This window comes from Ectothiorhodospira sp. 9100 (assembly GCF_022227565.1).
Classification (GTDB): domain Bacteria; phylum Pseudomonadota; class Gammaproteobacteria; order Ectothiorhodospirales; family Ectothiorhodospiraceae; genus Ectothiorhodospira; species Ectothiorhodospira marina.
This window is the reverse complement of the sequence record NZ_JAJNAN010000032.1, coordinates 1-19,120: the sequence shown is the minus strand read 5'-3', so window position 1 is coordinate 19,120 and position 19,120 is coordinate 1. Positions and strand designations below refer to the sequence as shown.

Annotated in this window: 16 protein-coding genes; all 16 read left to right on the top strand. The window is 62.0% G+C overall.

Going from position 1 to position 19,120, the window contains the following annotated elements; genetic code table 11:
* The first annotated feature begins 65 nt into the window (after positions 1-65).
* The 16 genes from rnr to LPW29_RS10485 all read left to right on the top strand — a co-directional run bounded on the left by rnr (position 66) and on the right by LPW29_RS10485 (position 19,119).
* A complete protein-coding gene (gene rnr, locus LPW29_RS10560; protein ID WP_238627980.1) occupies positions 66-2,399 on the top strand; it encodes a ribonuclease R in 2,334 nt (777 codons plus the stop codon).
* A gap of 4 nt (positions 2,400-2,403) precedes the next feature.
* Positions 2,404-3,153 carry a 23S rRNA (guanosine(2251)-2'-O)-methyltransferase RlmB gene (gene rlmB / locus LPW29_RS10555; RefSeq protein WP_238627979.1) on the top strand — a complete coding sequence of 250 codons (750 nt, stop codon included), beginning with the start codon at positions 2,404-2,406 and terminating at the stop codon, positions 3,151-3,153.
* Positions 3,154-3,323: 170 nt separating this feature from the next.
* Positions 3,324-3,725 (top strand): 30S ribosomal protein S6, encoded by a 402-nt coding sequence (gene rpsF / locus LPW29_RS10550; RefSeq protein ID WP_090254806.1) that lies wholly within the window; start codon positions 3,324-3,326, stop codon positions 3,723-3,725.
* A 36-nt stretch (positions 3,726-3,761) separates the two neighbouring features.
* On the top strand, positions 3,762-3,986 hold the full coding sequence (gene rpsR, locus LPW29_RS10545) for a 30S ribosomal protein S18 (protein WP_025280803.1): 225 nt from the start codon (positions 3,762-3,764) through the stop codon (positions 3,984-3,986).
* 48 nt (positions 3,987-4,034) lie between these two features.
* Positions 4,035-4,955: a DUF2232 domain-containing protein gene (locus LPW29_RS10540; RefSeq protein WP_238627978.1), complete on the top strand. Its 921-nt coding sequence runs from the start codon at positions 4,035-4,037 to the stop codon at positions 4,953-4,955.
* Between the two features lie 53 nt (positions 4,956-5,008).
* Entirely contained in the window at positions 5,009-5,458 is a 450-nt protein-coding gene (gene rplI, locus LPW29_RS10535; RefSeq protein WP_090254810.1) for a 50S ribosomal protein L9, read from the top strand.
* Positions 5,459-5,687: 229 nt separating this feature from the next.
* A complete protein-coding gene (locus LPW29_RS10530; protein ID WP_238627977.1) occupies positions 5,688-8,339 on the top strand; it encodes a replicative DNA helicase in 2,652 nt (883 codons plus the stop codon).
* The gene (alr, locus tag LPW29_RS10525; protein ID WP_238627976.1) at positions 8,336-9,418 is read left to right on the top strand and encodes an alanine racemase; all 1,083 of its coding nucleotides are present in this window, start codon (positions 8,336-8,338) and stop codon (positions 9,416-9,418) included. The genes LPW29_RS10530 and alr overlap by 4 nt, the downstream gene beginning before the upstream one ends.
* Positions 9,419-9,488: 70 nt before the next feature.
* Complete coding sequence (locus tag LPW29_RS10520; protein ID WP_238627975.1) at positions 9,489-10,727, top strand: EAL and HDOD domain-containing protein; 1,239 nt, start codon at positions 9,489-9,491, stop codon at positions 10,725-10,727.
* A 176-nt stretch (positions 10,728-10,903) separates the two neighbouring features.
* On the top strand, positions 10,904-12,109 hold the full coding sequence (locus LPW29_RS10515; RefSeq protein WP_238627974.1) for an O-succinylhomoserine sulfhydrylase: 1,206 nt from the start codon (positions 10,904-10,906) through the stop codon (positions 12,107-12,109).
* Between the two features lie 237 nt (positions 12,110-12,346).
* Entirely contained in the window at positions 12,347-14,533 is a 2,187-nt protein-coding gene (gene katG, locus LPW29_RS10510; protein ID WP_238627973.1) for a catalase/peroxidase HPI, read from the top strand.
* A 485-nt stretch (positions 14,534-15,018) separates the two neighbouring features.
* Complete coding sequence (locus tag LPW29_RS10505; RefSeq protein ID WP_238627972.1) at positions 15,019-15,819, top strand: TOBE domain-containing protein; 801 nt, start codon at positions 15,019-15,021, stop codon at positions 15,817-15,819.
* 33 nt (positions 15,820-15,852) lie between these two features.
* Positions 15,853-16,614, top strand: coding sequence for a molybdate ABC transporter substrate-binding protein (gene modA, locus LPW29_RS10500; protein WP_090254827.1), 762 nt, complete (start codon positions 15,853-15,855; stop codon positions 16,612-16,614).
* Positions 16,615-16,715: 101 nt separating this feature from the next.
* Positions 16,716-17,414 carry a molybdate ABC transporter permease subunit gene (gene modB / locus LPW29_RS10495; protein WP_238627971.1) on the top strand — a complete coding sequence of 233 codons (699 nt, stop codon included), beginning with the start codon at positions 16,716-16,718 and terminating at the stop codon, positions 17,412-17,414.
* Positions 17,411-18,478, top strand: coding sequence for a molybdenum ABC transporter ATP-binding protein (gene modC / locus LPW29_RS10490; RefSeq protein ID WP_238627970.1), 1,068 nt, complete (start codon positions 17,411-17,413; stop codon positions 18,476-18,478). Before modB ends, modC begins: the two co-directional genes overlap by 4 nt.
* Before the next feature lie 38 nt (positions 18,479-18,516).
* Positions 18,517-19,119, top strand: coding sequence for a nitrogen fixation protein NifQ (locus LPW29_RS10485; RefSeq protein ID WP_218140432.1), 603 nt, complete (start codon positions 18,517-18,519; stop codon positions 19,117-19,119).
* Position 19,120 lies beyond the last annotated feature (1 nt).

Below are 19,120 nucleotides of genomic sequence, written 5' to 3'. Positions count from 1 at the left end.
AGCGCGCATTCTAAACGATCGGGGATGTTTGTCAACACCCCAGCTTAAAATTATTTGGCGACTACATGACAAGAAAGAAAAAAACGATTCCCCAGGACCCCAACTTCGACAGAGAAGCCAAGAAGTACGAACGCCCCATTCCCAGCCGTGAACTGATCCTTCAGGTGATCGAGGACGCCGATGGCCCCATCAACTTCGAGCCGCTGGCCGAGCGCCTGCAGCTCCAGGAGGACGTGGATCTCGAGGCCTTGACGCGCCGCCTGCGGGCCATGGAGCGGGACGGTCAGTTGGTATGTAACCGGGCAGGCGGATGGCTGCCAGTGAACCAGTGCGACCTGGTGCGTGGCCGTGTGTCCGCTCACCCGGATGGTTTCGGATTCCTGATCCCCGATGAGGGGAAGGAAGACCTGTTCCTTTCTCCCCGGCAGATGCGGGCCCTGATGCACGGCGACCGGGCGGTGGCCCGGGTGATCGGCATCGATCGGCGCGGTCGCCGTGAAGGGGCGGTGATCGAGGTGCTGGAGCGCAACACCCAGCAGATCGTCGGACGCCTCACCGTGGAAGGGGGGATTGGCTTTGTGGATCCGGACAACAAGCGATTGCCACAAGACGTCCTGATCCCACCGGAATGCCTGGGCGGTGCCCAGCCGGGGCAGATCGTGGTGGTGCATATTCGTGAACAGCCCTCCAAGCGTACCCGGCCCATCGGCCAGATCGTGCAGGTGCTGGGCGAGCACATGGCGCCGGGGATGGAGATCGATATCGCCGTGCGCAACTACGGCCTACCCTTTGAATGGCCCGAGGCGGTCACCGAGGCAGCCGATGCTTTTGGCGCTCAGGTGGCGGAATCGGCCAAGAAGGGGCGTCTGGACCTGCGCGAGATGCCGCTGGTGACCATCGATGGCGAGGATTCCCGAGACTTCGACGATGCCGTGTATTGCGAATCCCTGGGCCGACGCGGCTACAAGCTGTGGGTGGCCATTGCCGATGTCTCCCACTATGTGCAACCCGAGGATGCCCTGGACCAGGAGGCCTACCTCCGGGGGACTTCCGTGTATTTCCCGGATCGGGTGATCCCCATGCTGCCAGAGGTGCTCTCTAACGGCCTGTGCTCCCTGAACCCGGATGTGGATCGCCTGTGCATGGTCTGCGAGATGACCATCAACTCCCGCGGTCGTATCACCGAGTTTGATTTCCACGAGGCGGTGATGTGCTCCCATGCCCGCCTCACCTACACCGATGTGGCTCAGGTGCTGGTGGAGCGGGATCCCAAGGCAGTCGAGCGCCATGAGGCGGTCGTGCCGCATCTGGAAAACCTCTATGGGCTTTACAAGCTGCTGCGCAAGGCCCGGGATAACCGGGGCACCATCGACTTCGAAAGTACGGAGACCCGCATCATCTTTGGTGAGGATCGCAAGATCGAGCGCATCGTGCCCTACGAGCGCAACGACGCCCACAAGATTATCGAGGAGTGCATGATTGCCGCCAACGTGGCCACGGCCAAGTTCCTGCGGCGTCACCGCATGCCGACGCTGTTCCGTGTGCATGAGGGGCCGCGTGCGCAGAAGCTGAACGATCTGCGGGAATACCTGGGTGGTCTGGGCCTGTCCCTGGGCGGGGGAGATGAACCCACACCGGCGGATTTTGCCGAACTGCTGGATTCGGTGAAGGAGCGACCCGATGCCCACCTGGTGCAGATGGCGTTGCTGCGCTCTCTGTCCCAGGCGGTGTACAGCCCGGAGCGGCTGGGTCACTTCGGTCTGGCCCACGAGGATTATCTGCACTTCACCTCGCCGATTCGCCGGTATCCGGACCTGCTGGTGCACCGGGGTATCCGCCATGTGCTTCAGGGCGGCAAGCCCAAGGAGTTCAACTATACCAAGGCGGATATGGTCGCCATGGGTGAGCACTGCTCCATGGCAGAGCGTCGTGCCGACGAAGCCTCCTGGGACGTGGAGGCCTGGCTCAAGTGCGAGTACATGCAGGATCGTGTGGGCGAAGTGTTCGATGGCGTGGTCAAGACCGTGACCTCCTTTGGTCTGTTCGTGGAACTCAAGGACATCTACGTGGAAGGCCTGGTGCACGTGACCAGTCTGTCCAACGACTATTACCACTTTGATCCGGCCACCCACTGCCTCAAGGGTGAACGCAGTGGCCGTCGTTACCGCATGGGCGACCCCATCCGGGTGCAGTTGGCTCAGGTCAACCTGGATGACCGCAAGATCGACTTCATCCCCGAGCCGGGTGAGGATGATTCCAGGGATGGCAAGGGCGATAAGAGTCGAGGTCGCAAGAAGGATAAGGCCGAAAAGGCTGCCGCTTCGGCTCATGACGAGGGCAAGACCAAGGCCAAGAGCCGTTCCGGTCGCCGCCGCAGTCGCAAGCGCACCGAGGGCTGAGTTCATGGCAGCCCTTGATGATGTCTTCGGCCTGCACGCTGTGGAGGCCCTGCTGCGCCAGTCTCCGGGGCGGGTGGAATCCCTGCAGGTGCAGTCGGGCCGCGTGGATGCCCGCATGCAGGCGCTGCTGGATCAGGCAGTCCGGGCGAATATCCCGGTCACGCGCCTCTCCCGCCGGGATCTGGATGCCCAGGCTGGCGGCGCCACCCATCAGGGGGTGATCGCCCGGGCACATCCCGTGGCCACGCTGGGAGAGAAGGATCTGCCGGACGTGGTCATGGCCCCCCGGGGGGGCGGTCCGGTGTTGCTGCTGGTGCTGGATGGGGTAACCGATCCCCACAACCTGGGCGCCTGTCTGCGCACCGCTGATGCGGCGGGTGTGACCGCTGTGATCGCACCCCGGGACCGGGCTGTAGGCCTCACCCCGGTGGTACGCAAGGTGGCCTCGGGGGCGGCGGAGTCGGTGCCCTTCATTCAGGTGACCAACCTGGCCCGTACGCTGGATCTGCTCAAGGATCTGGGCGTGTGGACGGTGGGCACCACCGGCGAAGCCGAGACCGGGCTGTACGATGCCGACCTGACAGGCCCCGCGGCCCTGGTGCTCGGTGCGGAAGGGAAGGGCATGCGCCGCCTCACCGCCGAGCGCTGTGATGCCCTGGTGCGCTTGCCCATGCATGGGCAGGTGGAGAGCCTGAATGTGTCGGTGGCGGCGGGGGTGTGTCTGTATGAGGCGGTGCGCCAGAGAGGGGCGTGATTACGGCAGTGACCTGATATCCCGCCACGGGTGTGTTTTTCAGCGACGGTGGTCACCGATTGCTTAGAGCCGCTCGAGCGGTTAAGATTCCGCTTTTTGCCGGGCCCACCCGGCGTCTCTCCTTGCCTCACCGGATCGTCGGGAGGCTGATACCCGAAAGGAAAATCACAATGCGTCATTACGAAATCGTCTTCATGGTCCACCCGGACCAGAGCGAGCAAGTGCCCGCCATGATGGAACGCTATCGGGGGATCATCGAATCCGCCGAGGGTGAGATTCACCGCCTGGAAGACTGGGGCCGTCGTCAGTTGGCCTATCCCATCCAGAAGTTGCACAAGGCCCACTACGTGCTGATGAACGTGGAATGCCCCGAGGCCGCCCTGGAAGAACTGGTCAGTGCCTTCCGCTTCAACGATGCCGTGATCCGTCACCTGGTGATGTCCATGGATCGTGCCTTTACTGAAGTCTCCCCCCTGGCCAAGAACCGGGATGACGACGACAGCGACAGCAGCGCCCAGTCCTCCGACGACGACAGCGACGACGACTCCGGTCGTTCCGCGTCCGCTGACTGATCATCTTCCCGTTCCAACGTATTCCGAGGTAAGACCATGGCCCGTTTCTTCCGCCGTCGCAAGTATTGCCGTTTCACCGCCGAAGGCGTTGAGTTCATTGACTACAAGGATCTCAACACCCTGAAGAACTACGTCACCGAGACCGGCAAGATCGTTCCCAGCCGAATCACCGGGACCAGTGCCCGTTACCAGCGTCAGCTGGCCACTGCCATCAAGCGGGCACGCTTCCTGGCACTGCTGCCTTACTCTGACAACCACTAAGTTGGCTGGCCGTCCGGGCGCCCCTGTGGGCGCCGGGGGCAGGACCCCATGAAGCCTTTGGCGTCATTCATCATGCAGGGCCGCTTGCGGGCCGCCACGGCCACCGCTGGATTTGGGGTGGCTGGTCTGCTGCTGCCACCGCTGGCCCTGGTCAGCAGTTCGGTGGTCTCTCTGGTGACATTGCGCCTTGGTGCAGGGCAGGGGATGGCCGTAGCGGCATTGGCTGCCCTTGTGTTTGCCCTGATCGCCTGGGTGGCGGGGCTCTCTCCGGCGGTTGGGGCGGTCACCGCCCTGATCCAGTGGCTGCCGGCCCTGGTACTGGCCGAGGTGTTGCGCAGGACCTTCTCCTGGGCGATCACATTGTCAGTGGGTATCGGCATCGGCTGTGGTGTCATCCTGTTGCTGCATGCCGCCGTTCCTGATCTGCCGCGGATGTGGCTGGCAGTGCTGGAGCAGGCTGTAGGGCCGTTGTTCGAGCAGTCGGGTGTGACCGGCAGTGAACGCCAGCAGGCCTTTCTGCAGGCGGCCTCACTGATGACCGGCATGCTGGCGGCGGTGTCCCTGCTGGCGCTGAGTGCGGGGCTCCTTCTAGCCCGTTACTGGCAGGCGCTCTTGTACAACCCCGGCGGTTTCCGGGCGGAATTTCACGCCCTCAGCCTGGGACGCGTGCCGGCCATGATGCTGGTGGGACTGTTGCTGGTCGCCTGGCTCACCGATTCATACCTGCTGTTCGAATTGTCGCTGGTGTTCTTGATGGCTTTCTTCCTGCATGGGTTGGCGGTCATTCATGGCACCAACGCCAGGATGAAGCTCAGCCGGATCTGGCTGGTGTTCACCTATGTGCTGCTGGCCCTGGCCTTGCCGCAGATGGTGATTCTGCTTGCCACCCTGGGGGTGATGGACAGCTTCCTGGACCTGCGTGGCCGACTGACCCGGGCCCAGCCCGAAGACAAGTCCGACGATACCTGATGCCCGACCTCTCGGCGGGCAACGCATTTGATTCTTGATTGAGGTAAAAACCGATGGAAGTCATTCTCCTGGAAAAGGTGGAAAACCTGGGCAACCTGGGTGACAAGGTGCGCGTGCGTGCCGGCTATGCCCGTAACTACCTGCTGCCCCAGGGCAAGGCCAAGTTTGCCACCGAAGCCAACCTTGCCGAGTTCGAGGCCCGTCGCGCCGAACTGGAAAAGGCCGCTGCCGCTGCACTGGCTGGGGCTGAGGCCCGCCGTGACAAGCTGGAGGCCATGACGGTCAACGTGACCGCCAAGGCCGGTGGTGAAGGCAAACTGTTTGGTTCCGTGGGCCCCGCCGATATTGCGGATGCGGTGAATGCCGCTGGCGGCGAGTTGGAAAAGCGTGAAGTGCGCATGCCCGATGGCCCGCTGCGGGTGGTGGGTGAGTACGAGATCGCTCTGCAACTCCACACCGACGTGAAGGCCACCCTGAAGGTGGTTGTGTCCGGCGAGGAGTGATCTCCGACGCCACGCTCCCGGGGATTTTCGGGGGGCGTGGTCCTGGGGGAGCTTGCGTGGGAGCGGCCCCTGGCCGCGAGGGAGGCGAAGGGTCCGGTGTTCCGGGCTGAGCCTGGCCCTCGCGGCCAGGGGCCGCTCCCACGTTGGGCGGTCTCCAAACCCTATGACTGTCCGGGGAGGGTATACTTTCCCTGACCAGCGGTTGCCCGATCCCTTCCGGTAGAACGCCATGTACGAAACACCCCCGCCGCCCCATTACGATACCGATACCTCATCGCTCAAGATTCCACCCCATTCCATTGAGGCGGAACAGGCGGTGCTCGGTGGTCTCATGCTGGAGAACGAGGCCTGGGACACGGTGGCCGATGCCGTGGCCGAGGTGGACTTTTATCGACATGATCATCGGCTGATCTTCCGCGCCATCTCCGAACTGGCGGGCCGCAATGCCCCCTTCGACGTGGTGACCATTTCCGAACGCCTGGAATCCCGTGGCGAACTGGATGAGGCGGGGGGGCTGGCCTATCTGGGCCTGCTGGCGCGGGACACCCCCAGTGCCGCCAATATCGCTGCCTACGCCGAAATCGTGCGCGAGCGTTCGGTAGTGCGCCAGCTTATCAGCGTGGGCACCGGTATTGCCGACAGTGGTTTCAAGCCCGAGGGCCGGGACAGTCAGCAACTGCTGGATGAGGCGGAACAGAAGGTCTTCAAGATCGCTGAACAGGGCCAGCGTTCCCGTCAGGGTTTCCGCGGTATGCGCACCCTGCTCAAGTCCACCGTCGAGCACATCGAGATGCTGTTCGAGCAGGACACCCCCATCACCGGTCTGTCCACCGGATATGATGAGTTCGATGAGATGACCTCCGGCCTGCAGCCGGGCGACCTGGTCATCATGGCCGGACGCCCCTCCATGGGTAAGACGTCGTTTGCCATGAACATGGCCGAATATGCCGCCCTCAAGCAGCAGTATCCGGTGGCCGTGTTCAGCATGGAGATGCCCGGGGAGCAGCTGGCCATGCGTCTGCTGTCATCCCTGGGGCGGATCAATCAGCAACGGCTGCGTACCGGTCGTCTTGAGGATGATGACTGGCCTCGATTCTCCAGCGCCGTATCCATGCTCTCCGAGGCGCAACTCTATATCGATGACAGCCCAGCCCTGTCACCGAACGACCTGCGCGCTCGGGCCCGGCGGCTGATGCGCGAGCACAAGAAGCTGGGTCTGATCGTCGTGGATTATCTGCAGCTCATGCAGGTGCCGGGCAGCGCCGAGAATCGCACCAACGAGATCTCGGAAATCTCCCGAGGGCTCAAGGCCCTGGCCAAGGAAATGAATGTGCCGGTGATTGCGCTCTCGCAGCTCAACCGCAGCCTGGAACAGCGCCCCAACAAGCGGCCGGTGATGTCGGATCTGCGTGAATGCGTGACCGGAGACACTCTGGTCGTGCTAGCCGACGGCACCCGCTTGCCCATCGCTGAACTTGCAGGCAGAACCCCTGAAGTGATTTCAGTGGATGCCCGGGGATGTATGCAACCTGCGGCAACGGACCTTGTCTGGCCCGTGGGGCGAAGACGGGTACTGAAAATCAGCCTGGCCAGCGGTCGTACCATTCGCTGTACCCCGGATCATCGTCTGAAGTCGCTGTGGGATTGGAAAACCGCAGGGGATATTCAGCCCGGGGATCGCCTGGGTGTCGCGAGGAGGTTGCCTGAGCCGGAAACGACGGAAAGCTGGTCTGAGCATGAGATCGTTCTGCTAGCCCATCTGCTGGGTGATGGCAGTTATATCAGGCATCAGCCATTGCGCTACACCACCGCCAGCGAGGATAACAGCCATGTGGTGACCATGGCGGCCAGATCCATGGGATCCACTGTCAATCGTCATGCAGGGCGTGGTCATTGGCATCAGCTGGTGATCAGTGGAAATGGGAATCGCTGGCATCCCGCGGGGGTCGGGCGCTGGCTGAAGGAGTTAGGTGTTTTTGGGCAGCGTTCCAGGGAAAAGCGGGTGCCTGTGGGTGTATTCAGTTTACCCAACCAGCAGTTGGCCTTGTTTTTAAGGCATCTCTGGGCCACTGATGGCAGCATGACGCTGACCGCCAATGGACGGAGCAGAATCTATTTCTCCACGGTGAGTGAAATCCTGATTCGTGATATTGCAGCGCTATTGCTGCGTTTTGGAATAGTTGGCCGCATCCGGCAGGTCAAAAAGTCTGGAGGGGAGGGCTGGTTCACCCTGGATGTTTCAGGTGCTGCGCAGCAAAGAATGTTCATCGAACAGATCGGCGCGTTTGGTCACCAGATCAGGAACGCTGAGTCCATCCTGGCCAGGTTAAGCGGCATTAAAGATAACTCCAATGTCGATACCCTGCCTTCAGAGGTGTTTGACTACATACGAGAGCAGATGACCCTGCAGGGTATCAGCCATCGTCGTATGGCGGGTATGCGCGGAACCGCCTACGGAGGCAATTCGCATTTTTCATTCTCTCCATCGCGGGAAACGCTCTTGAGCTACGTGGATATCCTGGGAGACGAACGCCTCAGGCAGATCGCCAATGCAGAATTGTTCTGGGATCGGGTGGTATCGGTTGAGCCGGCGGGAGAGGAGGAAGTGTTCGATCTGACCGTACCCGGCAATGCCTGCTGGCTGGCCGATGGAATTGTCAGTCATAACTCCGGCGCCATCGAGCAGGATGCGGACCTGATCGTGTTCATCTATCGGGACGAGGTCTACAACGAGGACAGCCCGGACAAGGGTACGGCAGAGATCATCATCGCCAAGCAGCGTAACGGTCCCATCGGGGTGGTGAGGCTCACCTTCCTGGGGCAATACACCCGGTTCGAGAATTACGTGCCGGAGATCTACTCCAACGAGGCCTTCTCGTGAAGCGGGCTGCCTGGGCGCATCTGCGGCTGAGTGCCCTGGAGCATAATCTGCGGCGGGTGCGGGAGATGGCGCCCGGCCGTCAGGTGATGGCCGTGATCAAGGCCGAGGCCTATGGGCACGGGCTCATGCGAGTGGCCGATGTGCTGGCGCCGATGGCGGATGGGTTTGCCGTGTCCTGCATGGATGAGGCAGATGCCCTGCGGGGGGCGGGGTTCCGCTTGCCCCTGCTGGTGATGCAGGGTTTCAAGAACGAACGGGAACTGCGCCAGGCCGCGCATCAAGAGATTGCCGTGGTGGCACACGACGAGACCCAGCTTCGCCTGCTGGAGACCACGCCGCTCTCCAACTCCCTGAAGGTCTGGCTCAAGCTGGATACCGGCATGGGGCGCCTGGGTTTCCCCACTCAGCGCGCTGCCGCAGTGTATGGGGGGCTGCAACGGTGTGCCCAGGTGATGCAACCACCGGTATGGATGACTCACCTGGCCTGCGCCGATGAACCCGAGCGTCCGGAGAATACCGCCCAACTGGAGCGTTTCGAGGCTGCCACCGAGGGCCTGCCTGGTTTGCGCAGCCTGGCCAACTCCGCGGCCATTCTCTCCTTGCCGCGAAGTCATGGGGACTGGGTGCGTCCCGGCATCATGCTCTACGGGGCCTCACCCCTGGCCGACCGGGATCCCGCCCGGCATGGTCTGGAACGGGTGATGCACCTGCAGGCGCCGCTGGTGGCGATTCAGGATCGAGCCATGGGAGATACCGTGGGCTATGGTGCCACCTTCCAGTGCACAAGGCCCACCCGGGTGGGCGTGGTGGCCATCGGCTACGCGGACGGTTATCCCCGGCACGTGCCCAACGGCACGCCAGTGATGGTGAGGGGGCGGCGTGCCCCGTTGATCGGTCGCGTGTCCATGGACATGATCACCGTGGATCTGACGGACCACCCTCAGGCTGCCGTGGGTGACTCGGTCACCCTCTGGGGCGAGGGCCTGCCGGTGGACGAGATCGCGGCCGCCGCCGAGACCATCAGTTACGACCTGCTCTGTGCCGTGGCCGATCGTGTGCAGGTCACCTCCCAATCCTGAGCCAAAGCCCTTCCACTTCCACCATTTCCCGCTTGCTGATAGCCTGTCCACCTCCCAGGAGCGAGCAGGCATGGATTCAGCACATCACCTTGAAGCGGGCACCTATATTGCCCGGCAACCGATCTATAACCAGCAGTTGGGCGTTTATGCCTATGAACTGCTGTTTCGCACGGCCACATCCCCTGACAGCGCCACAGCCAGTGACGCGGCCACCTCCCATGTGATGCTCAGCGCATTCGGCGAGATCGGTCTGGATGCCTTGGTGGGCAGTCGCATGGCTGCCATCAACATGACCTGGCGCCTGATGAGTGAATTGCGGGAACTGGCGGTTCCCACCGGTCGCATGGTCCTGGATCTGCCGCCTTCGTTGCCCTGTGATGATAAGGCGCTGGAGTTGCTGCGCGGGCTGTCGGGGCAGGGCTATGTGCTGGCCCTGGACGATTATCTTCCCGGTACGTCACGGGATGCCCTGCTGCCTGTGGTACATCAGGTGAAGATCGACACTGCTCAATCCCGGCCCGATGATCTGCATTGCATCTTTAAAGGCTTGAAGTCGGCCCGGGTGGAACGAGTGGCCAAAAAGGTGGAAACCCTGGAGGACTATGAATTCCTGCGGGACATGGGCTTTGATTATTTCCAGGGTTATTTTCTCAGTCGCCCCCGGGTGTTTCGCGCGGTCAACCTGCCCACCGGCAAGCTCACCGTGTTGCGTTTGCTGGCGCGGTTGCAGCAGCCGGAGATGGATGTCCATGAACTGCAGCATCTGATTGCTCAGGATCCGGGGCTGGCCTTCAAGCTACTCAAGTTGATCAACTCCCCCTTCTTTGGCCTCAATCGTCAGGTGGACTCCCTGGCCCGGGCCATCCTCATCCTGGGTCATCGCAAGCTGGTCACCTGGGCCTGCATGCTGGTGCTCAGCGGCCTGCAGGATCGACCGCCGGGCCTGGTGCACCTGTGCCTGCAACGCGCTGGCCTGTGCGAACGCATCGCCCGCATGGCCGGCCGTCGTCCGGTGGAGCGCTACTTTACGGCCGGTCTCTTCTCGGCCCTGGATTTGGTGATGGAACGCCCCTTGCCGCAGGTGATCGCCCCCCTGCCTCTGGATGATGAAATCAAGCGTGCCCTACTGGAGGGGGAAGGCGAGCTGGGCGAGGTGGTGGCCTGTGCCCGGGCCTGCGAGACTGAACAAATAGAAGCGGTGATCTTTGATGATCTGCCCCGAGAAGACATCATGAATGCGCTGCTGGAGGCCGGTCAGTGGGCGGACGCTGTTCAGTCGGTTTCCATTGCCGATACCGTGCGGCGTTGACAGGTCCATTCGAGCCTCTTAAATTGACAAGCATCAGTCAGCGCCTGGCGCTGACCCTTGAGCGGCGCCGATTTGATCCAGCTTGCGGGCGCCTTACAAATACGGCTAAATCGGGTGACGACCCGTTTTGGCGGGTTTTTTTTGTGCCCGACGGGGCGGGCGAGGGCAATCCCACCATGGAACATCCCCTGAACGATCCCGGTGAACCCACCGAGGGCTTCGATACCCGGGCCATCCGCGCCGGTCAACGGCGTGGCCCCGAACAGGAGCATTCCGACCCCATCTACGCCACCTCCAGCTTCGTGTTCGCCAGTGCGGCAGAGGCCGCAGCACGTTTTGCCGGCGACGAGCCGGGCAATATCTACGCCCGGTTCACCAACCCCACGGTACGCACCTTTCAGGATCGGCTGGCGGCCCTGGAAGGCGGGGAGGCCTGTGTGGCCACCGCCTCGGGGATGGCGGCCATCCTGTCCACCTGTCTGTCCCTGCTCAAGGCCAGCGACCACATCGTGTCCTCGCGCTCGGTGTTCGGCTCCACCACCAACCTGTTCAGCAATTACCTCACCCGCTTTGGTATCGAGGTGACCTACGTCCCGCTGGGGGATCTGGCTGCCTGGGAGGCCGCCATCCGCTCCGAAACCCGTCTGCTGTTTGCCGAAACCCCGTCCAACCCCCTGACCGAACTGGTGGACATTCGCGCCCTGGCCGACCTGGCGCACGCTAATGGGTGTCTGCTGGTCATGGACAATTGCTTCTGTACCCCGGCCCTGCAGCGTCCGCTGGAACTGGGGGCCAACCTGGTGATCCACTCTGCCACCAAGTACCTGGATGGCCAGGGGCGATGCGTGGGGGGCGCCGTGGTGGGTGATGCCGAGCGGGTGGGCAAGGAGGTGTTCGGCTTCCTGCGCACTGCCGGACCCACCATGAGCCCCTTCAATGCCTGGGTGTTTCTCAAGGGGCTGGAGACCCTGCGTCTGCGCATGCGGGCCCACAGTGAATCCGCGCTGGCCCTGGCCCAATGGCTGGAAGCGCAACCCGGCGTGGCGCATGTCCACTATCCTGGTCTGACGTCTCATCCGCAGCACGATCTGGCCACCCGCCAGCAGGCCGCCTATGGCGGCATTGTTGCCTTTGAGGTGAAGGGCGGGCGTGAACAGGCCTGGCAGGTGATCGACAGTACGCACCTGCTCTCCATCACCGCCAACCTGGGGGACGCCAAGACCACCATCACCCATCCGGCCACCACCACCCACGGCCGCATCAGGCCCGAGCAACGGGAGATCCAGGGGATCGGTGAATCCCTGATCCGCGTAGCCGTAGGCCTGGAGGATCTCGAGGACATCCAGCGGGATCTGGCGCGAGGGATCGACCGGCTTTGCTGAGGCGTGGAGATAGTTAAGATCTATCAGAATCATCCGCATCCTGCATTTGAATTTATCGGTCCCATACCCTATAACTCTAAGGGCAGAACAATTGAACATTCGGCAGGCTGACCCCGTCCAAGGGGTGTCTGCCAGACATCCTGGTCAGGGGATGGCCGTCGGATCCTATCCGGGCTGCCCAGGGCATTCGGGGTGACGGTTCAGTACATAACGATCAAGCAAGAAACGGAGGAAGAAATGGGCGGAAATGACGTCAAGAGTGCAGGCAAGTGCCCCATCATGCATGGTGGCAATACCGCAACCGGTAACGACAACATGGATTGGTGGCCCAATGCACTGAACCTGGACATCCTTCACCAGCACGATACGAAGACCGACCCCATGGGTGAGGACTTCGACTACGCTGAGGAATTCAAGAAGCTGGACCTGGCGGCCGTCAAACAGGATCTGCGCAATCTGATGACCGAGAGCCGGGACTGGTGGCCGGCGGACTGGGGCCATTACGGCGGTCTGATGATCCGCATGGCCTGGCATGCCGCGGGCACTTATCGTATCGCCGATGGCCGTGGAGGCGCCGGCACGGGTAACCAGCGCTTCGCCCCCATCAATAGCTGGCCCGACAACGGCAACCTGGACAAGGCCCGCCGCCTGCTGTGGCCCATCAAGAAAAAATACGGCAACAAGCTGTCCTGGGCCGATCTGATCGTCCTGGCCGGCAACGTCGCCTACGAATCCATGGGATTCAAGACCTTCGGGTTCGCGGGCGGTCGGGCCGACATCTGGCACCCGGAAAAGGACACCTACTGGGGCTCCGAAAAGGAGTGGCTGGCCGAAAGCTCCAACCGCTACGAGAGCGACGACCGCGAGAGCCTGGAAAATCCCCTGGCCGCGGTGCAGATGGGTCTGATCTACGTGAACCCGGAGGGCGTCGACGGCAACCCCGATCCGCTGCGAACCGCCCAGGACGTGCGTACCACCTTTGCTCGCATGGCCATGAATGACGAGGAAACCGTGGCCCTCACCGCCGGCGGTCACACCGTGGGCAAGTGCCACGGTAATGGCGATGCCTCCAAGCTGGGCCCTGACCCGGAAGCGGCCGATGTGGAAGAGCAGGGCCTGGGTTGGCGCAATCCCCAGGGCAAGGGCTTTGGGCGCGACACCATCACCAGTGGCATCGAAGGTGCATGGACCACCCATCCCACCCAGTGGGACAACGGCTACTTCAAGATGCTCTTTGAACATGAGTGGGAGTCCAGAAAGAGTCCGGCGGGTGCCTGGCAGTGGGAGCCGGTGGACATCAAGGAAGAAGACAAGCCGGTGGACGTGGAGGACCCCTCCATTCGCTACAACCCCATCATGACCGACGCCGACATGGCCATGATCAAGGATCCGATCTATCGTGAGATCTCCGAGCGTTTCTACAACGATCCGGAATACTTCAACGAGGTCTTCGCCCGCGCCTGGTTCAAGCTGACCCACCGTGACCTGGGTCCCAAGAGCCGGTATCTGGGCCCGGAAGTGCCTCAGGAAGACCTGATCTGGCAGGACCCGGTGCCCAAGGTGGACTACACCCTGAGCGATGCCGAGGTGGCAGATCTGAAGGATAAGCTGCTCAATAGCGGTCTGAGCGCCTCGGAACTGATCACCACCGCCTGGGACAGCGCCCGCACCTTCCGCTGCTCCGACTACCGGGGCGGTGCCAACGGTGCCCGCATCCGCCTGGCCCCCCAGAAGGACTGGGAAGCCAACGAGCCCGAGCGTCTGCAAAAGGTGCTGGGGGTGCTGGAAGGCATCCAGTCCGGCCTGAGCAAGCCGGTGAGCCTGGCCGACCTGATCGTGCTGGGTGGCACGGCCGCAGTGGAAAAGGCCGCCCGGGATGCCGGGTTCGATGTCGCGGTGCCCTTCGCACCGGGTCGTGGCGATGCCACCGAGGAGATGACCGACGCCGAATCCTTCGACGTGCTCGAACCCCTTCACGATGGCTATCGCAACTGGCTGAAGAAGGACTACGTGGTCTCTGCCGAGGAGATGATGCTGGACCGCACGCAGTTGATGGGCCTGACCGCTCCCGAGATGACCGTGCTGGTCGGCGGCATGCGGGTACTGGGCACCAACCATGGTGGCACGAAGCATGGGGTCTTCACGGATCGGGAAGGGGTGCTGACCAACGACTTCTTCGTGAACCTGACCGACATGGCCAACACCTGGAAGCCCAAGGGCAACAACCTCTACGAGATCGTCGATCGCAAGAGCGGCAACGTGAAGTGGACGGCCACCCGGGTGGATCTGGTCTTCGGGTCCAACTCCATCCTGCGTTCCTACGCCGAGGTGTATGCCCAGGACGATTCGAAGGAGAAGTTCGTCAAGGACTTCGTGAAGGCCTGGACCAAGGTGATGAACGGTGATCGTTTTGATCTGAAGTAAACCGTACGTTACCCGAAAACCCTCTCCCGCTGGCGGTAGAGGGCAACCAAGGGGCGGATGGGTCTTGCAAGGTGCAAGCCCATCCGCCCCTTTTTTTTTGATTTTTTTGAAACCCTGAGAAAGAGGGTTGGGATGAGGGACGAAACCGGCACCGTGCCCGCCACACCCCTCATCCCCGGCCCTTCTCCCCCGAGGGGAGAAGGGAGCAACCCCCTGTCCAAGAGATGGTATAGGCCCCTCTCCCCAGCGGGGAGAGGGGTTGGGGTGAGGGGCGGAACCGGCACCGTGTCCTTGTTTGTAGCAAAATCCACATCCCGCTATTTGTTTTTTGGGACTATAAATAATATTAGAAACAATAGGTTAAAAATATAATGCCTGCTGGCCCGAAATTCGCATAATGATCATCCGACACGCAGTGCGTTTTCCCCGGCCGCATGTCATGCGTTATATACAGAAAAACATAACGACAACCCACAAGGTCCCCCATGCAACCGGAAATCGAAGGTCAGTTCTGGTTCAAGCTGCAAGGCAAGCCCTTTCTGGGCAGCGCCCGGATTCAGCTGCTTGAGCAGGTGGCGGCCACCGGCTCCATCTCGGCGGCCGCGCGTGCCATCGGCATGAGCTACAAGGCGGCCTGGGATGCCATCGACGCCATGAACAACCTGTCTGATCAGTCCCTGCTGAAACGCCAGGCGGGGGGACGCCATGGCGGCGGCACCCGGCTCACGGCCCATGGCGAACAGGTGATTGCCCAGTACCGGTCGGCTGAACAGGCCTACCAGGCGTTTCTGGAGCAAATGGCGCAATCCACCGGCGAACAACTGGGGGATGTCTGGACACTGATGAGGAAACTCTCCATGCGTACGACGGCAAGAAATCACTATCAGGGCAAGGTCTCCCGGATCACTCAAGGCGCGGTCAGCGATGAGGTGACCGTGGACATCGGCCATGGCCTGACAATCCACGCGGTGGTCACTCACGAGGCGGGGCAGGAGCTGGGTCTTGAACAGGGCAGGGAGGTCCATGTGCTGATCAAGTCCTCGTTCGTGGTCCTGGGCGAGGTCACCGGCGACATGCGCGTGTCCGCTCGCAACCGTCTGCCGGGCACTGTCGCCCACGTGGAGGCCGGCCCGGTGAACGCGGAGGTCAAGCTGGATCTGGGTCATGGCCGTGTGCTCACCGCCATCGTCACCCGCGAGGCCCTGGACGAGGGCTGGCTCACCCAGGGGGCCGAGGCCTGCGCCCTGATCAAGGCCTCCCACGTGCTGTTGGCCGTCAACGACTGAAGTCTACTATTCCAATCAAGCAGAGGATGACCCATGAAACCCGTACAACTTGTCGTCTTTGCCACTCTCCTGGGCATTGGTATCACAACAGCCACCGCCGCTGAACTCCGAGCTGCCGTGGCCGCGAATTTTCTCGGCACTGCACAAACGCTGACTGCCGCCTACGAGGAAAAGACCGGCCACACGATCCACATCAGCGCCGGTTCATCGGGTGCCCTGTATGCCCAGATCAGCAATGGTGCGCCCTTTGATCTGTTCTTCTCGGCCGATGCCCGTCGTCCGGAAACACTGGTGACGGACGGCGTGGCGCTGGAGGAGACCCGGTTCACCTACGCCGTCGGTGTGCCCGTCCTGTGGTCCAGTCGGACGGATTACATGGACGACCCCGAAACCTTGCTACACAACGGAGATTTTCGTTTTCTGACCATTGCCGACCCCAGAAATGCGCCCTATGGCGTGGCCGCCCAGCAGATTCTCGGAGGCATGGGTGTCTGGGATGCACTAAACGAGGAGGGTCGGCTGGCGCGGGCCCAGTCCATCGGCCAGGCCTACAGTCAGGTGGCCTCGGGGGCGGCGGAACTGGGGTTCGTCGCCCTGTCCCAGGTCAAGGCCGACGATGGCTCCATCCCTGGGTCCCACTGGATTCCGTCCGCGGAGTTATTCGAGCCCATCGAACAGCAGGCGGTGATTCTCAAGCGAGCTGCCGACATGGATGTGGCTCGGGAGTTCATGGCCTGGATGCGGAGCCCGGAAGCCGTGCGGATGATTGAAGCCGCAGGTTACAGCGTACCCTGACCCGTCATGCCTGCCCGACGCCCGGAGCGACCCTTTGCACCGGGCATCGGGCACCGGGCATCGGGTAGGACCTTCATTGACCCCCGATTACTTCGGATACCATGATGCCGATATCGTTATATCCCCAAGATGTCACGGCCCTTTGGGTCACCTTCAAGCTTGCGGTCATCAGTACATCCATATTGCTGGTGCTTTGTGCACCAGTGGCCTGGTGGCTTGCCCACACTCAATGGCGAGGCAAGGTGGTCGTGGAAGCACTGGTCATGTTGCCACTGGTTCTGCCCCCCACCGTGCTCGGGTTTTATCTTTTGCTCTTGCTGGGACCTCATGGGTGGGTGGGGGGGGCCCTAGAATCCATGGGTTTCCAGCATCTGGCCTTCAGTTTTACCGGCCTGGTCATCGGTTCCATGATTTATTCCCTGCCGTTTGTCATGCAACCACTCACCAATGCCTTCCAGGCGACCGGCAAGCGTGTGCTGGAGGTGGCTTCCACCTTGCGGGCTTCGCCGCTGGATCGTTTCTTCACTGTGGTGGCTCCACTGGCAAGACGAGGGTTTCTCACCGCTGCTGTGCTCTCCTTTGCACACACTCTGGGTGAATTTGGCGTCATCATCATGGTGGGTGGCAACATTCCCGGTCAGACCCAGGTGGCCTCCATCGCCATCTACGATCATGTGGAGGCCATGGATTATCAGTCGGCACACGCGCTGGCCCTGATTCTGGTGGTGCTCTCGTTTTCGCTGCTGCTGGCTGTCTATGCATTAAATCGGAAATTCAAGGTGGTGGGGGTGGCGTCATGAGCATCCAGGCCAGATTCCATCTGCAGCGGGGCGCATTTTCTCTGGATGTGGATCTCCACATCCCCGGGCGAGGGGTCACCGCCCTGTTCGGTCGCTCGGGTTCCGGCAAGACCACCATCCTGCGTTGTCTGGCGGGCCTGGAGCGGATACAAGAGGCGCACCTGCAATTCAACGGAGATCTCTGGCAGGGTGGGGAACACTTCATGCCGGTGCATCAGCGGCCCCTGGGGTACGTTTTCCAGGAAGCGAGCCTGTTTCCGCACCTCAGCGTCAGGCATAACCTGCTCTACGGATTCAAGCGCATTGCCGCCGAGGAACGCCGCGTACAACTGGATGATGTGGTGAGTCTGCTGGGGCTGGAGAGCTTGCTGAGCCGATTTCCGGATGCGCTATCTGGCGGTCAGCGTCAACGGGTGGCCATTGGCAGGGCTCTGCTCACCAGTCCTCGACTACTGCTCATGGACGAGCCCATGGTGTCTCTGGACGAGACCAGCAAGGGGGAAATACTGCCCTACCTGGAGCGGTTACGGGATGAGCTTTCCATCCCGGTGGTCTACGTCAGCCACGCCATCGAGGAAGTGGCCCGCCTGGCGGACCACATGGTGTTGCTGGAGAATGGTCGCGTCCTGGCTCAGGGCCCGCTGCAGGCCCTGCTCACCCGCACCGACCTACCTCTGGCACACAGCGAACAGGCCTCGGCGGTGATCGAGGGCACGGTGGCCGCGCACCACGAGCCCGATCATCTGACGGAAATGGCCTTCCCCGGCGGCACTTTGCTCATCTCTCATCAAGACCGTGCCATTGGAACCCCCTTGAGAGTGCGCATCCTGGCACGGGATGTCTCCGTGGCTCTGGAGCGCCCCAAGTCCAGTAGCGTGCTCAACTCGATTCCGGCGAAAATCACACAGATCAGTGAGGATCCCCACCCGGGTCATGTCATCCTGAATCTGGCGGCGGGAGAGCATCATTTACTGGCCAGGATCAGCGCCTGCTCCTGCCGGCAATTGGACCTGTCCCCGGGCCAATCCATATGGGCGATGGTCAAGGGCATTGCCGTCGCATGAGTGCCGCGATCCCATCATCCATGAGCGAGGGTCCTGTCATGGCATCCAATTCTCATCCGCTGGCCGACCCGAACACGCACCGGCGTGACCGTTTGCTGGCATTGCCAGGGCGGGGTGATCCCTTCGACCGCCACGTGCTGGCCTGCGCCCTGGCGGCGGCGCTGGAAGACGTGGAGCAGTCCCGGGAGGCCTCCTTGAATGCAAGCCTGGGGCTCCCCGCCGACCGGCTGGACCACCTGCTGGATCAGTGCTTCCCTGGCTTTGACGCACTGGAGCCTGAAGTCACACGGGACGGTGAGGCGGGCGAGGGCGCCATCGAGGAGGCAGACCTTCGCAGCCTGCTGATTGATCATGTCTCGCATCCAGGCGATGTGGCCCTATGGCTGGCGCACATCATTGCACGTCGTGCCCTCAAACCGGGCCATCTATGGCAGGGCCTGGGGCTGGATGTGCGTGCGCAGCTTTCCACCCTGATGACGCGACATTTCCCCGCCCTGGCGGATCAGAATGTGCACAACATGCGCTGGAAGAAGTTCTTCTATCGTCAACTGTGCGGCCGGGAAGGCATACCGATCTGCAAGTCCCCGGTGTGTGGTGATTGTCCCGATTACCGCGCGTGTTTCATGCCGGATAATGATTGAC